This window comes from Stenotrophomonas maltophilia, assembly GCF_900186865.1.
In the GTDB taxonomy this organism is placed as follows: domain Bacteria; phylum Pseudomonadota; class Gammaproteobacteria; order Xanthomonadales; family Xanthomonadaceae; genus Stenotrophomonas; species Stenotrophomonas maltophilia.
Window position 1 is genome coordinate 2,134,449 of sequence record NZ_LT906480.1, and the last position, 13,684, is coordinate 2,148,132.

Annotated in this window: 10 protein-coding genes; 6 read left to right on the forward strand and 4 right to left on the reverse strand. The window is 66.5% G+C overall.

Annotation, left to right across the window (positions count from 1 at the left end):
• Positions 1-151 precede the first annotated feature (151 nt).
• Positions 152-1,648: an aminotransferase class III-fold pyridoxal phosphate-dependent enzyme gene (locus CKW06_RS10410; protein ID WP_012479926.1), complete on the reverse strand. Its 1,497-nt coding sequence runs from the start codon at positions 1,646-1,648 to the stop codon at positions 152-154.
• Positions 1,649-1,859: 211 nt separating this feature from the next.
• Between CKW06_RS10410 and queA the strand changes: the two genes are divergently transcribed.
• The 6 genes from queA (at position 1,860) to fabV (ending at position 9,576) form a co-directional block, all read left to right on the forward strand.
• Complete coding sequence (gene queA, locus CKW06_RS10415) at positions 1,860-2,927, forward strand: tRNA preQ1(34) S-adenosylmethionine ribosyltransferase-isomerase QueA (RefSeq protein WP_024958290.1); 1,068 nt, start codon at positions 1,860-1,862, stop codon at positions 2,925-2,927.
• 177 nt (positions 2,928-3,104) lie between these two features.
• Positions 3,105-4,235: a tRNA guanosine(34) transglycosylase Tgt gene (gene tgt, locus CKW06_RS10420; protein WP_024958291.1), complete on the forward strand. Its 1,131-nt coding sequence runs from the start codon at positions 3,105-3,107 to the stop codon at positions 4,233-4,235.
• A 133-nt stretch (positions 4,236-4,368) separates the two neighbouring features.
• Entirely contained in the window at positions 4,369-4,713 is a 345-nt protein-coding gene (gene yajC / locus CKW06_RS10425) for a preprotein translocase subunit YajC (protein ID WP_005409257.1), read from the forward strand.
• 61 nt (positions 4,714-4,774) lie between these two features.
• Positions 4,775-6,631 (forward strand): protein translocase subunit SecD, encoded by a 1,857-nt coding sequence (gene secD, locus CKW06_RS10430; RefSeq protein WP_005409258.1) that lies wholly within the window; start codon positions 4,775-4,777, stop codon positions 6,629-6,631.
• Positions 6,632-6,647: 16 nt separating this feature from the next.
• Entirely contained in the window at positions 6,648-7,628 is a 981-nt protein-coding gene (gene secF / locus CKW06_RS10435) for a protein translocase subunit SecF (RefSeq protein ID WP_005413022.1), read from the forward strand.
• Between the two features lie 688 nt (positions 7,629-8,316).
• Entirely contained in the window at positions 8,317-9,576 is a 1,260-nt protein-coding gene (gene fabV / locus CKW06_RS10445; protein ID WP_005413023.1) for an enoyl-ACP reductase FabV, read from the forward strand.
• A 107-nt stretch (positions 9,577-9,683) separates the two neighbouring features.
• Here the strand turns inward: fabV and CKW06_RS10450 are convergent, their stop codons facing one another.
• The 3 genes from CKW06_RS10450 to CKW06_RS10460 form a co-directional block, all read right to left on the reverse strand.
• Positions 9,684-11,753 carry an EAL domain-containing response regulator gene (locus tag CKW06_RS10450; protein ID WP_024958676.1) on the reverse strand — a complete coding sequence of 690 codons (2,070 nt, stop codon included), beginning with the start codon at positions 11,751-11,753 and terminating at the stop codon, positions 9,684-9,686.
• A 91-nt stretch (positions 11,754-11,844) separates the two neighbouring features.
• The gene (locus CKW06_RS10455) at positions 11,845-13,029 is read right to left on the reverse strand and encodes a BaiN/RdsA family NAD(P)/FAD-dependent oxidoreductase (RefSeq protein ID WP_005409262.1); all 1,185 of its coding nucleotides are present in this window, start codon (positions 13,027-13,029) and stop codon (positions 11,845-11,847) included.
• Positions 13,026-13,574 carry a YaeQ family protein gene (locus CKW06_RS10460; RefSeq protein WP_005409263.1) on the reverse strand — a complete coding sequence of 183 codons (549 nt, stop codon included), beginning with the start codon at positions 13,572-13,574 and terminating at the stop codon, positions 13,026-13,028. Before CKW06_RS10460 ends, CKW06_RS10455 begins: the two co-directional genes overlap by 4 nt.
• Positions 13,575-13,684: the final 110 nt, after the last annotated feature.

Consider the following 13,684-nt stretch of genomic DNA (forward strand, 5'->3'; position numbering starts at 1 on the left):
CGCCCCGTCGCCAACCGCAGGGCGGTCGGGGACGGGGTGTCCTTGGATTATGAGCCCTTCTGTAGAGCCGAGCCATGCTCGGCTGCTCTTCGTTCAGATCGCGGCAAAGGCCGAGTCGAGCACGGCTCGACTCTACAAACGCCAAGCAGGCTTACGCGGCAGCGGCCTGCTCGCGGCGCGGGCCTTCACGCAGGGCGCGGCCGACCATGCCCACCAGCAGGTCCAGCTCCTCGCTGTCCATGCCGAAGTGCGGGGTGAAGCGCAGCGAGTTTTCGCCGCCATGGATCACGTTGATGCCGTGCTGGCGCAGCCATTCCTCGGTGGAGTTGGCGCCGTAGCATTTGAACTGCGGGGCCAGCTCGCAGGAGAACAGCAGACCGGTGCCCTGCACCTTAGTGATCAGCCCGCCCAGCTCGTTCTTCAGCTGTTCAAGCTTGCGCACGGCCTCGGCACCACGCTCGGCGATGTTGGCGCGAACCTGCGGGGTCAGCTGGGCCAGGGTGGCGCAGGCCACGTCCAGCGCACGCGGGTTGCTGGTCATGGTATTGCCATAGATGCCCTTGCGGTACAGCTGCGCGGCATGCTCGGTCACCGCCAGCACCGACAGCGGGTACTGCGCGGCGTTGAGGGCCTTGGAATAGGTCTCCATGTCCGGCGGGTCGAGGCCTTCGAAGCCCGGGTAATCGACCACCGACAGCACGCCATGCGCGCGCAGGCCGGCCTGGATCGAGTCGAGCAGCAGCAGGCTGCCGTGGGCACGGGTCAGTTCGCGGGCAACGGCATAGAACGACGGCGGCACCGAACGCCCCGGATCGCCTTCGCCCATCACCGGTTCCAGGAACACCGCCTCGATGAACCACTGGTTGCGTGCGGCGTCCTCGAACACCTTGCGCAGGCCGGCTTCGTCGTACGGCGCCACGGTGATCACCGAGTCCTCACCGCGGTAGCTGGCCAGGTGCTGCATGTAGCTCTTGCGGCTGGAATCGGAATACAGGGCAGGGCGGTCGGTACGGCCATGGAAGCTGCCCTTGACCACCACGCGCTTGATCGCAGCGCCAGCGTGGCGCGCACCCGGGTCGGTCTGCAGCTTGGCGTTGACGTCGGCGATGCGCGCGGCCAGGCCAACCGCTTCGGAACCGGAATTCAGGCACATGAAACGGGCGAACGGGCAGCCGCCACGGCGGTGGCCGATCTCGGCGCGCAGGGCGGTGATGAAACGCTGCTGCGACAGGCTGGGGGTCATGATGTTGGCCATCACCTGCGGGCGGGCCATCGCCTCCAGCACGGCGTCAGGGGCGTGCCCGAAGCCGAGCATGCCGTAGCCGCCGGCGTCGTACAGCACGGCGCCCTTCAGGGTGACCACCCATGGGCCGCGCGCAGCCAGTGCCACGTACGGGGTCACCGCGTCATCGGCATAGAAATTGACGAAACCGTCCTGCATCGCGTCGATCTGCGCCTGTTCGTCCTGCGCCAGCAGCGGCCCCAGGTCGGCCTGCACGCGCGCGAATTCCTCGGCAGCGGCGTCCACCGCGGCGATCAGCTGCGGGTGGTTGGCGGACAGGGCGGTCAGGGTGGCATCGTCCAGCCCGGTGGTGAGACGGGTGCCGGGCTGGCTGCGCAGGGGGGCGAGGCGTTCGATGAAGCTCATTGCAGATCTCCTGAAACAATGGGTCGCACGGGTCTTCAAAAGCAAAACGCGCGTCATCACGCGCGCTTGGGGGCAGGCTCGTGCAGCGGACTTCCGGCTCGATGCTAGCACTTGTTTTTTTGCGCGATAACCCCGCAGAAACCTGCTGCATAGCAGCATTTTCCGCGACGTTCGCCGCGAAGCACGCCGGCTCGCAGACGCTGGACGTACAATGCGCGCCATTGTCGACCTGTTGCCGCCCACTGCCTTGAAGAAGTCCGATTTCCATTACGACCTGCCGGCTGAACTGATCGCGCAGGCCCCGCTGGCCGAACGTTCCGCAAGCCGCCTGCTGCTGGTACCGCCGGCGCCCGATGCCTTCACCGACCTGCAGGTGCGCGACCTGCCGTCGCTGCTGCAGCCGGGCGACCTGCTGGTGTTCAACGACACCCGGGTGATCCCGGCGCGCCTGTTCGGGCATAAGGCCAGCGGCGGCCGCGTGGAGATACTGATCGAGCGCCTGCTGGGCGGCCAGCAGGCCCGTGCCCAGGTGGGCGCCAGCAAGTCACCGAAGGCCGGCAGCCGCATTGCGCTGGATGCCGGCGGTGAAGCCGAGGTGCTGGGCCGCGATGGCGAGTTCTACGTACTGCAGTTCCATGTGCCGGAATCGCTGGAACAGTGGCTGCTGCATGCCGGCCGCCTGCCGCTGCCGCCGTACATCCAGCGCGAGCCGGGCGTGGACGACCGCGAGCGCTATCAGACTGTGTTCGCGCGCGAAGTGGGGGCGGTGGCGGCGCCGACCGCCGGCCTGCATTTCGACGAACCGCTGCTGGCCGCACTGAAGGACAAGGGCGTGGAGTTCGGGCACGTCACCCTGCACGTGGGTGCAGGCACCTTCCAGCCGGTGCGTGCCGATGACCTGAAGGACCACGTGATGCACCGCGAGTGGCTGAACGTGGGTGCCGAGCTGGTGCAGCAGGTGCGGCGCACGCGCGCCGCCGGCGGCCGCGTGATCGGCGTCGGCACCACCGTGGTGCGCGCGCTGGAAAGCGCGATGCGCGACGGCGAGCTGCTGCCGTTTGCCGGTGAAACGCAGATCTTCATCACCCCGGGTTACCGCATCCGCAGCGTCGACGCGATGGTGACCAACTTCCACCTGCCGGAAAGCACGCTGCTGATGATGATCTCCGCGTTCGCCGGCAAGGAGCGCGTGTTCGAGGCCTACCAGCACGCGATCGAGCAGCGCTACCGCTTCTTCAGCTACGGCGACGCGATGCTGCTGTTCCCGCAGGCAGGGTAGGGCGCTGACCTCTGCCTGCTTGTGGTGGGTGCGCACCGTTGGTGCGCACTTGCAGGTGCCTGGAGACCAGGAAAGCCACGCATGGCGTGGCTCTACTGCCGTGCCGTTCAGGCCTGAATGGGCGGTCGAGCCGGTTTTGGGAGACAATGAGCAACTATTTGCCCGAATGACCGCTCCATGTCCCGACTGCAGTTCCAGCTCAAGACCCGCGACGGCCGTGCCCGCCGTGGCCGCCTGACCTTCCCGCGTGGCACGGTGGAAACGCCGGCCTTCATGCCGGTGGGGACCTATGGCTCGGTCAAGGGCATCCTGCCGGACCAGGTGCGTGCGCTGGGCGCCGAGATCATCCTCGGCAATACCTTCCACCTGTACCTGCGCCCGGGCCTGGACATCATCGCCGACCACGGCGGCCTGCACGGCTTCTGCCGCTGGGATGGCCCGATCCTGACCGACTCCGGTGGCTTCCAGGTGTTCTCGCTGGCCCACCGCCGCAAGATCACCGAGCAGGGCGTGACCTTTGCCTCGCCCACCGACGGCGCCCGTGTGTTCCTGGGCCCGGAAGAGAGCATGAAGATCCAGAAGGTGCTCGATTCGGACGTGGTGATGATCTTCGACGAGTGCACCCCGTACCCGGCCACCGAGGATGTGGCGCGCCGGTCGATGGAGCTGAGCCTGCGCTGGGCCCAGCGCAGCCGCAACGCGCATGACGAGCTGGGCAATGACGCGGCCCTGTTCGGCATCGTCCAGGGCGGCGTGCACACCGACCTGCGCAGCCGCTCGGCCGAGGCCCTGCAGGCGATCGGCTTCGACGGCTATGCCATCGGCGGCCTGGCTGTGGGCGAGCCGGAGCACGAGCGCAACGCCATGCTCGACCACCTGGACCCGGAGCTGCCAAGCGACCGTCCGCGCTACCTGATGGGTGTGGGCCGGCCGGAGGACCTGGTCGAGGGTGTCGCACGTGGCGTGGACATGTTCGACTGCGTGATGCCCACCCGTAACGCCCGTAACGGCCACTATTTCACCTCGTTCGGCACCGTTCGCATCCGAAATTCCCAGTACGCGCGGGACATGGGCCCGATCGAGCCGGGCTGCGGCTGCGTGGCCTGCACCGGCGGTTACACGCGTTCCTACCTGCGCCACCTGGACCGCTGCAACGAGATGCTGGCGCCGATGCTCGGTACCCTGCACAACCTGTTCTATTACGAAAAGCTGATGGCCGACATCCGCGCGGCCATCGAGGCGGGAACCTTCCTGGCCTTCCGCGAGTCCTTCTACGCGGCACGCGGGGCGGTGGCCCCGCCCCTGTAACCCGAACGCCCCTGCCAAACGGCCCAAGGACGAACGCCCGGGGCCGTGGCATACTTCAAGGCTGACCCAGATCCGCGGTCGACACCTCGTGCCCGTGAAAGGGCCGAAGCGCCGCCCAACCAAAGGACCAACGATGAACCTGCTTGCTTTCCTGATTCCCGCCGCCCACGCCCAGGCCGCCGGCGGCCAACCGCAGGGCATGGGCCTGACCACGCTGCTGTTCCCGGTCATCCTGATCGCCATCATGTACTTCCTGATGATCCGCCCGCAGATGAAGCGGCAGAAGGAGCACAAGGCCATGCTGGAGAAGATCAAGCGTGGCGATGAAGTGCTGACCAACGGCGGCATCGCCGGCATCGTCACCGACATCGGCGACAACTTCATCACCATTGAAGTGGCTGACAACGTGCGCATCCGCGTGCAGAAGGGCGCTGTCGGCAACGTGCTGCCGGCCGGTACCCTGAAGTCGGCCCAGTAAGCCACTCCCTTTCCGATGCACAACCGCGGCGCCGGGGATGGCGCCGCGCGGGACCCAAGCAATGCTCGAATTTCCACGCTGGAAGTACGTCGTCATCCTGATCGTACTGGCGCTCAGCGCGCTGTACGCGCTGCCCAACATCTACCAGAAGGACCCGGCCCTCCAGATCACCGCCAACCGTGGCGGGCAGATCGACGATGCGCTGCGCGACCGTGTGCTGGCCGACCTGAAGACGGCCGGTGTCACCCCCGTCGGTGTCGAGAAGGAAGGGGAAAGCCTGATTGTCCGCCTGCCGGACCTGAAGGCGCAGTCCGCTGCCAGCGACGCCCTGCGCGACACGGTCGGCGAAAAGTACACCGTGGCCCTGAACCTGGCCTCGACCGTGCCGGACTGGCTGGCCAACCTCGGCGGTCGCCCGATGGTGCTGGGCCTGGACCTGCAGGGTGGTGTGCACTTCGTGCTGCAAGTCGACCAGAAGGCCGCCCTCGACAAGCGCCTGGACGCCTACACCGAAGACGTGCGCAGCACCCTGCGTGACGCGCGCATCGCGTACCAGTCGGTGGAGCGTCGCGCGGACAACAGCATCGTGGCCAACCTCAGCCCGTCCGCCGGTGATGACGCCGCACAGCGTGCCCGTGCGGCGCTGGTGAAGGCGCAGCCGACGCTCGGCTACGACGTCAGCGGCAACCGAATCACGGTGACCGTGCCGGAGACCGAGATCGCGCAGATCGCCAATGGCGCCATCGAGCAGAACATCAACACCCTGCGCAACCGCGTGAACCAGCTCGGCGTCGCCGAGCCGATCATCCAGCGCCAGGGTGCCGACCGCGTGGTCGTGCAGCTGCCCGGCGTGCAGGACACTGCCGAAGCCAAGCGCATGATCGGCGCCACCGCCACCCTGGAATACCGCGCGGTGGTCGAGGGCAATGCCCAGGACGCCATCGACTCCGGCCGCATCCCGCCGGAAGCGAAGGTCTATCAGCGCCGTGACGGCGGCGGTCCGATCCTGCTGAACAAGCGCGTGATCGTCACCGGCGACCAGATGGTCGGCGCGCAGGCGGTGACCGACTCCACCAGCGGTGCCCCGGCGGTCAGCGTGACGCTGAACAACGTCGGCGGCCAGCGCATGTTCGACTTCACCAGCGCCAACGTGAACAAGCCGATGGCGGTGGTGTATACCGAACGCGTGCCGACCGTGACCCTGGTTGACGGCCAGGAAGTGCGTGGCTTCAAGGTCAACGAGGAAGTGATCTCGGTGGCCAACATCAACGGCGTGTTCGGCAAGAACTTCCAGACCACCGGCCTGCAGAAGAAGGAAGCCGACGACCTGGCCAAGCTGCTGAAGTCCGGCTCGCTGGCCGCGCCGATGGACTTCGTCGAAGAGCGTGTGGTCGGCCCGAGCCTCGGCGCCGAGAACGTCAAGAACGGCATGCGCGCAGTGGTGTTCGCGTTCCTGTTCACCCTGGTGTTCTTCAGCGTGTACTACCGCATGTTCGGCGTGATCACCTCGGCAGCGATGCTGTTCAACCTGCTGATCGTGGTGGCGGTGATGTCGCTGTTTGGCGCGACCATGACCCTGCCGGGCTTCGCCGGCCTGGCGTTGTCGGTGGGCCTGTCGGTGGACGCCAACGTGCTGATCAACGAGCGTATCCGTGAAGAGCTGCGTGCCGGCGTGCCGGGCAAGACCGCGATTGTGACCGGTTACGAGCGTGCCTCGGGCACCATTCTCGACGCCAACCTGACCGGCCTGATCGTCGGTGTGGCGCTGTTCGCATTCGGTACCGGTCCGCTGAAGGGCTTCGCACTGACCATGATCATCGGTATTTTCGCCTCCATGTTCACCGCGATCACCGTGTCGCGTGCGCTGGCGACGCTGATCTACGGCCGTCGCAAGAAGCTCCAGAACGTGGCCATCTGACGGGACGACACGCACAATGAAACTGTTTCCGCTGCACATCCTCCCGAACGACACCAAGATCGACTTCATGCGCTGGCGCCATGTCGCCATGGCAGTCACCATCGTGGTGTTCCTGGCCTCGGTCGCCATCATCGGCATCAAGGGCTTCAACTACGCGCTGGACTTCACCGGCGGCACCCTGATCGAAGCCCGCTTCGACAAGCCGGTGGACGTCGAGCAGGTCCGCAACAAGCTCGAGCAGAGTGGCTTCGAAGGCGCCCAGGTCCAGAGCGTCGGTGGCAACACCGACCTGCTGATCCGCCTGGCCCCGCACGGTGAGCATGCGCCGGGTACCGGTGACGCCGCCGCCGAGGACAAGGCCACTGCTGCCGCAGTAGTGAAGGCGCTGTCTTCTGCCGACAACCAGGCCACCGTGCTGCGCAACGAGTTCGTCGGCCCGCAGATCGGCAAGGACCTGGCGATGAATGGCCTGTACGCGACCATCTTCATGCTGGCCGGCTTCCTGATCTACATCGCGGTGCGCTTCGAGTGGAAGTTCGCGGTCACCGCCAGCATCGTGGCGATGTTCGACCTGATCGTGACGGTCGCTTACGTGTCCCTGCTGGGTCGTGAGTTCGACCTGACCGTGCTGGCCGGCCTGCTGTCGGTGATGGGCTTTGCGATCAACGACATCATCGTGGTCTTCGACCGCGTCCGCGAGAACTTCCGCAGCCTGCGCGTGGACTCGATGGAAGTGCTGAACCGTTCGATCAACCAGACGCTGTCGCGTACGGTGATCACCGCGGTGATGTTCTTCCTGTCGGCGCTGGCCCTGTACCTGTACGGCGGCAGCTCGATGGAAGGCCTGGCCGAGACGCACATGATCGGTGCGGTGATTGTGGTGCTGTCCTCGATCCTGGTGGCGGTGCCGATGCTGACGATCGGTTTCCTGCGTGTCAGCAAGCAGGACCTGCTGCCGAAGGCGAAGGACGTCGAGGCCCTGGCCCGTCGCCCGTAAGCGTTCGCGCTGCACGCAATGCACAGAGAACCCCGCGCAAGCGGGGTTTTTTGTTGGCAGGGCTTGCAGCCCTGCACCTGCAGAGGCAGCAGCAACAGCAACAGCGGGCATTCCGTGGATTGGTGGGGCGGTGTCGGAGTGCGGGGGCGCCGCAAGTACGTCCCTGTAGGCTTGGCAGCCGCATCCATGCGGCTGACACCCCGCACTCCGACACCGCCCCACCTTTGACAGATTCCTGCGGCTGTCGGTAGGTGTCGACCTTGGTCGACACATCTGTCAGATATCGAATGAATTCAACCGTGTCGACCAAGGTCGACACCTACCAAGGCCGCACGCCGTTCCAACAGATCGCGGAAGTCTGTCGAAGGCGGGGTGGGTCCGGTTGAGGGGGCGTGAGCCGCATGGATGCGGCGACCGAGCTTACATGGACGTGCTTGCAGCGTCCCCCTCAACCGGACCCACCCCGCCCACCCCCAGGAACCCAGCTTTTGACGTTGCTCTGGCTCTGGCCGTTGCTCAGGCCTCTGCGGGTGCAGGGTGCAACCCTGCAAAACAAACCCCACCCTACGCCAGCGTCGGTTGTGCATTCGGCCCCCGCGCACTACGATCCTGCGGTTCGCGCGCGCAGGCGCGCACCCGTATTCCTGCTGAGCGCCCCGTGCGCCGCATCTGCCAACCCGAGGTATCCATGGTCATCAAACCGCGCGTCCGCGGCTTCATCTGCGTCACCACCCACCCGACCGGCTGCGAAGCCGCGGTCAAGCAGCAGATCGACTACATCCGCGCGCGTCCGCCGATCCAGAACGGCCCCAAGCGCGTGCTGGTGATCGGCGCCTCCACCGGCTACGGCCTGGCTGCGCGCATCACCGCTGCCTTCGGCAGCGGCGCCGCGACCCTGGGCATCTTCTTCGAGCGCCCGGGCAGCGAGAGCAAGCCGGGTACTGCGGGCTGGTACAACTCGGCTGCGTTCCACAAGTACGCCGACGAAGCCGGCCTGTACGCCAAGAGCATCAACGGCGATGCCTTCTCCGATGAAGTGAAGGCGAAGACCATCGAAATGATCAAGGCCGATCTCGGCCAGGTCGATCAGGTCGTCTACAGCCTGGCGGCGCCGCGTCGCAAGCACCCCAAGACCGGTGAAGTCATCAGCTCCACGCTGAAGCCGATCGGCGAGCCGATCACCCTGCGCGGCCTGGATACCGACAAGGAAGTAATCACGGAAACCACCCTGCAGCCGGCTACCCCGGAAGAGATCGCTGGCACCGTCGCGGTGATGGGTGGCGAAGACTGGCAGATGTGGATCGACGCGCTGGCCGACGCCGGCGTGCTGGCCAACGGCTGCACCACCACGGCCTTCACCTACGTGGGCGAAGAGATCACCCAGGCGATTTACTGGAACGGCTCGATCGGCGCCGCCAAGAAGGACCTGGACACCAAGGTGCTGGGCCTGCGCGAGAAGCTGGCGAAAATCGGCGGCGACGCGCGCGTGTCGGTGCTGAAGGCCGTGGTCACCCAGGCCAGCTCGGCCATTCCGACCATGCCGCTCTACCTGTCGCTCCTGTTCAAGGTGATGAAGGAAAAGGGCACCCACGAAGGCTGCATCGAGCAGCTGGACGTGCTGTACGACATCCTCTACGGCGGCAAGGCCGACGGCGTGGCGATCGATCGCCTGCGCCACGATCTGGTCGATGGCGATGGCCATACCGTCGCGCTGGTCGACGAGGAAGGCCGCCTGCGTGCCGACTACAAGGAAATGGCGGCAGACGTGCAGGGCAAGGTGGTCGCGCTGTGGCCGCAGGTCACCAACGAGAACCTGTACGAGATCAGCGACCTGGCCGGCTACAAGGCCGACTTCCTGCGCCTGTTCGGTTTTGGCGTGGAGGGTGTCGACTACGAGGCCGACGTCAATCCGGACGTGAAGATCGATAATCTGGTCGACATGACCTGATCAATGAAAAGGTCGGCGAAAGCCGGCCTTCTCTTTTGGTGGGGCCGGCCGCTGGCCGGCAACCCTGGGTACCAAAGGCTGCCGGCCAGCGGCCGGCACTACCGCGGTCACCCGAACTCGAACCCCATCTCCGGCAGCGCCGGGCCGACGAAATCGCCCTGCACGTAATCCACGCCGGCACTGAACAGCAGGGTCATCGAATTGGCGTCGCTGACGAACTCGGCGATGGTGCGGATGCCGGCCTCCTGCGCGCGTGCGGTGATCTGGCTGATGCGGTCGATGTTCTCGCGGGTGGCCGCCAGATCGCTGGTGAAACCGCGGTCCAGCTTGAGGAACTGTGGCTGGAAGTGGGCGAGCAGCTGGAACGAGTCCAATCCCGAACCGAACTGCTCCAGCCCGATGCGGCAGCCCAGTGGCGCCACTTCGGCAAGGAACTGCTGCGCACTGCGCAGGTGGGTGAACACCTTCGCTTCCGGCGCATGCAGCCACAGCCGTTCGCAGGGCACGCCCTGCGTCTGCAGCTCGCGCCGCAGGGTGGCGATCATCTCGGGGTCGTCGAACGATTCCGGCGTTACCTTCACCAGTACCTGGGTGGCGTGGCCCTGGCGTGCGCGCTGACCCAGTACGGCGATGGCCTGCGAAACCACCCAGCGGTTGATCTCCGCCAGCAGGCCGTACTCCTCGGCGATGCCCAGGAACGCGGTCGGGCTCAGCAGTTCGCCGTTGTGCTCCAGGCGCAGGTAGGCCTCGTACAGCTCCAGCGGCTCGCCCTGCAGGTTCAGCACCGGCTGGTAGTGCAGCTGGAAGCCGTCGCCGGCCAGTGCTTCACGGATACGGGTGACCCAGCGCAGCACGCGTTCTTCCTCGACGCGGTCGGCCGCAGCCGGGTCGAAGATGCGGCAGGTATTGCCCAGTTCGGCGGCGGCATGCGTGCACTCGCTGGCGCGTGCGAGCACCTGGCCGATGCTGGCGATCTTCTCGCCCACCTGCACGCCACCGATGCTGACCGTCACCGTGGCCGAGCGCGCGCCGATGCTGAACACATGCGCTGCATACGCTTCGCGGATGCGCTCGGCCAGTGCCACGGTCTGCGCGTAGGGCCCGGCCTGCAGCACGGCGAAATTGTGTTCGCCGAAGCGGGCCAGCTGCGCGTCCTCGCCAACGACCTCGGCCAGCAGGCCGGCAAGGGCGCCGATCAGCGCGTCGGCCGAGGCCAGGCCGATGTCCGGCAGCAGGCGCGCGTAGTGGTCCGGCTCGATCAGCAGCAGGCCGAACTGGCCTTCGCTGCGCCCGGCCTGTGCCACTGCGCTTTCCAGCTGCAGCATGAAGGTCGGGCGGTTGAGCAGGCCCGTGACCTGATCGCGCTGGCGCAGGTCCTCGACCTCGCGGGCCAGCTCCGGATCGAACTCCATGCGGCGGCGAAGCACCACCTGCAGGCAGGATTCGCCTTCGTAGGTGGCGGCGGTGAATTCCATGGTTGCCGCGAACGTACTGCCATCCTCGTGGCGGGCATCGAGCTGGTACTGCGGCGGCGGCGCCTCGCCACGGCTCAGGCCCTTCAGCAGCTGCTTGAAGCCTTCCACATGCTGCGCGGCGACCATGTCCAGCAGCGAGATGCCTTCGATGTCGTCGAACTGCTCGTAGCCGAACATTTCCAGGTAGGCATCGTTGGCACGGATGTGCATGCCTTCGTGCACGTAGGCGATGGGATCGCGCGAAGAGGCGATCAGCGCATCGCAGCGGCGCTCGGTCTCGCGCATCTGCGCTTCGATGCGGCGCAGGCCGCGACGGGCCTGCAGGTCCACCCATTGGTCGCGGACCACGGCCAACAGATGCTCGGAGCGCTGGCGCAGGGCGAGGGCACGGATGCCGTGGCTGCTGGCCTGCACCAGCTCGTCCTCGTCGATGCGATCGGCCAGCAGCACCAGCGGAATGTCCTTGCCGCTGGCGGCGATGTGCTGGGCCACCAGCGGCAGCGGGATGCCTTGCGAGGGGGACGCCAGCACCAGGTCGATGGCCTGGCTGGACAGCACCTGGGACAGCTCGGCCGCATCCTGCGGACGCCAAGGGCGCACCGCGATGCCGCTGTTGCGCAGCGTGCTGACGATGGCTTCGGCATTCTCGCCGCTGTCATCGACGATCAGCAGGCGGATGGTGATGTCGTTCGCGTTCTGCATGCACTGCTCCCCAATCTGCGAATCTAGATACACGATGCGCGGCGAACCGTCCATGCGCGCGCCCCTTGCACGCATCGAACGGCGATCTGGTTCACACCACGCCACCGGCCGCGTGGCCGCTGGCCCAGGCCCACTGGAAGTTGTAGCCGCCCAGCCAGCCGGTCACATCCAGCACCTCGCCGACGAAATGCAGGCCGGGTACGCGCTTGGATTCCATTGTCGAGGACGACACCTCAGCGGTATCCACGCCGCCCAGGGTGACTTCGGCGGTGCGATAGCCCTCGGTGCCGCTGGCCACCAGCGGGAACGCGCCCAGCAGCTGCGCGGCCTGGCGCAGCACCGGCTCGTCCAGCTGGCGCACAGGCCGGTCGGGCAGCCAGTGCTCGCACAGGCGCTGCGCCAGCCGCTTCGGCAGTACCTCGGCCAGCACCGTGCGCAGCTCGGCGGCCGGACGCTCGCGCTTCATCTGGCGCAGCCACTCGCCGGCATCCTGGCCGGGCAGCAGGTCCAGCTCCAGCGCATCGCCGGGTTGCCAGAACGAGGAGATCTGCAGGATCGCCGGGCCGCTCACGCCGCGATGGGTCAGCAGCATGAAGTTCTGGAAGCTCTTGCCGTTGCAGCGCGCCTCGATCGGCAGGGCGACACCACTCAGATCAGCCAGCCGTTCCTGGTGCTTGCCGCTGAGCGTCAGCGGCACCAGCCCGGCGCGGGTCGGCAGCACCTGATGGCCGAACTGGCGGGCAATCTCGTAGCCAAAGCCGGTGGCGCCCATGCTCGGAATCGACAGGCCGCCGGTGGCAACCACCAGCGAGGCGCAGTGGAACAGGCCCTGCGTGGTGTGCACGCGGAACCCGTCGCTGCCGTGCTCGATGCGCTGCACGCTGCATTCGGTGCGGATCTGGGCACCGGCCGCCTGGCATTCGTCCACCAGCATCTTCACGATCTGCTTGGACGAGATGTCGCAGAACAGCTGGCCCAGCTCCTTTTCGTGATAGGCGATGCCGTGCTTGCTGACCAGCTCGATGAAGTGCCAGGGCGTGTAGCGCGCCAGCGCCGATTTGCAGAAGTGCGGGTTGGCCGACAGGAAGTTGGCCGGGGTGGTGCCGGTGTTGGTGAAGTTGCAGCGGCCACCGCCGGACATCAGGATCTTCTTGCCGACCTTGTTGGCATGGTCGATCACCTGCACCTGGCGGCCGCGCTGGCCAGCCGTGATCGCGGTCATCAGCCCGGCCGCGCCGGCGCCGATGACCACCACGTCGCAACGGATCGTGCTCATGCCTTGGCGCGCTTGCGCCAGTTCGGGACCACGTCGAGCTGCATCTGATCGTTGAGCAGCTGCACTTCACCGTCCTGGATCAGCACGCTCCAGCGCATCGCGCGCTGGATCTGCTGGCCCCACAGTTCGACGAAGGCACCATCGAGGTCAACCACCGACAGGTTGTCGAAGCGCGCCAGGCCCTTGCCCTGCTTGCCCCACCAGATCTCCGAGGCGTTGCCGCCGTAATTGACCACCTGCACCTGCCGGCTGCGGTTGCTGGCCTTGCGGATGCGGGATTCGTCGGGATGGCCCAGGTCGATCCATTGCAGGATGTCGCCGGTGTAGTCGTGTTCCCACAGGTCCGGCTCATCGTCGGTACTCAGGCCGCGGCCGAATTCCAGGCGGTCGCCGGCGTTCAGCGCGAAGGCGAGCAGGCGCACCATCAATCGTTCGTCGGTCTCGGACGGGTGCTGGGCCAGGGTCAGGTTGTGGGTCGCGTAGTAGCCGCGATCCATGTCGCTGATCTGCAGTTCGGCCTTGCGGATGGTGGCGGTAAGAGCCATGGGGGATCCGTGGACTAAAGACGTCAATGATAGAGGTTTGCTCCAAGGGTGTCCGTTGCCGGGCTGTCTGCGCAGTGTCAACGGTGGCACTCTTGGCGCTCTTTCCCGTG

Coding starts and splice junctions, on each gene's coding strand:
- yajC (WP_005409257.1), top strand. CDS start 4,369: ATGAACCTGCTTGCTTTCCTGATTCCCGCCGCCCACGCCCAGGCCGCC.
- CKW06_RS10460 (WP_005409263.1), bottom strand. CDS start 13,574: ATGGCTCTTACCGCCACCATCCGCAAGGCCGAACTGCAGATCAGCGAC.
- tgt (WP_024958291.1), top strand. CDS start 3,105: ATGTCCCGACTGCAGTTCCAGCTCAAGACCCGCGACGGCCGTGCCCGC.
- secF (WP_005413022.1), top strand. CDS start 6,648: ATGAAACTGTTTCCGCTGCACATCCTCCCGAACGACACCAAGATCGAC.
- secD (WP_005409258.1), top strand. CDS start 4,775: ATGCTCGAATTTCCACGCTGGAAGTACGTCGTCATCCTGATCGTACTG.
- fabV (WP_005413023.1), top strand. CDS start 8,317: ATGGTCATCAAACCGCGCGTCCGCGGCTTCATCTGCGTCACCACCCAC.
- CKW06_RS10410 (WP_012479926.1), bottom strand. CDS start 1,648: ATGAGCTTCATCGAACGCCTCGCCCCCCTGCGCAGCCAGCCCGGCACC.
- CKW06_RS10455 (WP_005409262.1), bottom strand. CDS start 13,029: ATGAGCACGATCCGTTGCGACGTGGTGGTCATCGGCGCCGGCGCGGCC.
- CKW06_RS10450 (WP_024958676.1), bottom strand. CDS start 11,753: ATGCAGAACGCGAACGACATCACCATCCGCCTGCTGATCGTCGATGAC.
- queA (WP_024958290.1), top strand. CDS start 1,860: ATGCGCGCCATTGTCGACCTGTTGCCGCCCACTGCCTTGAAGAAGTCC.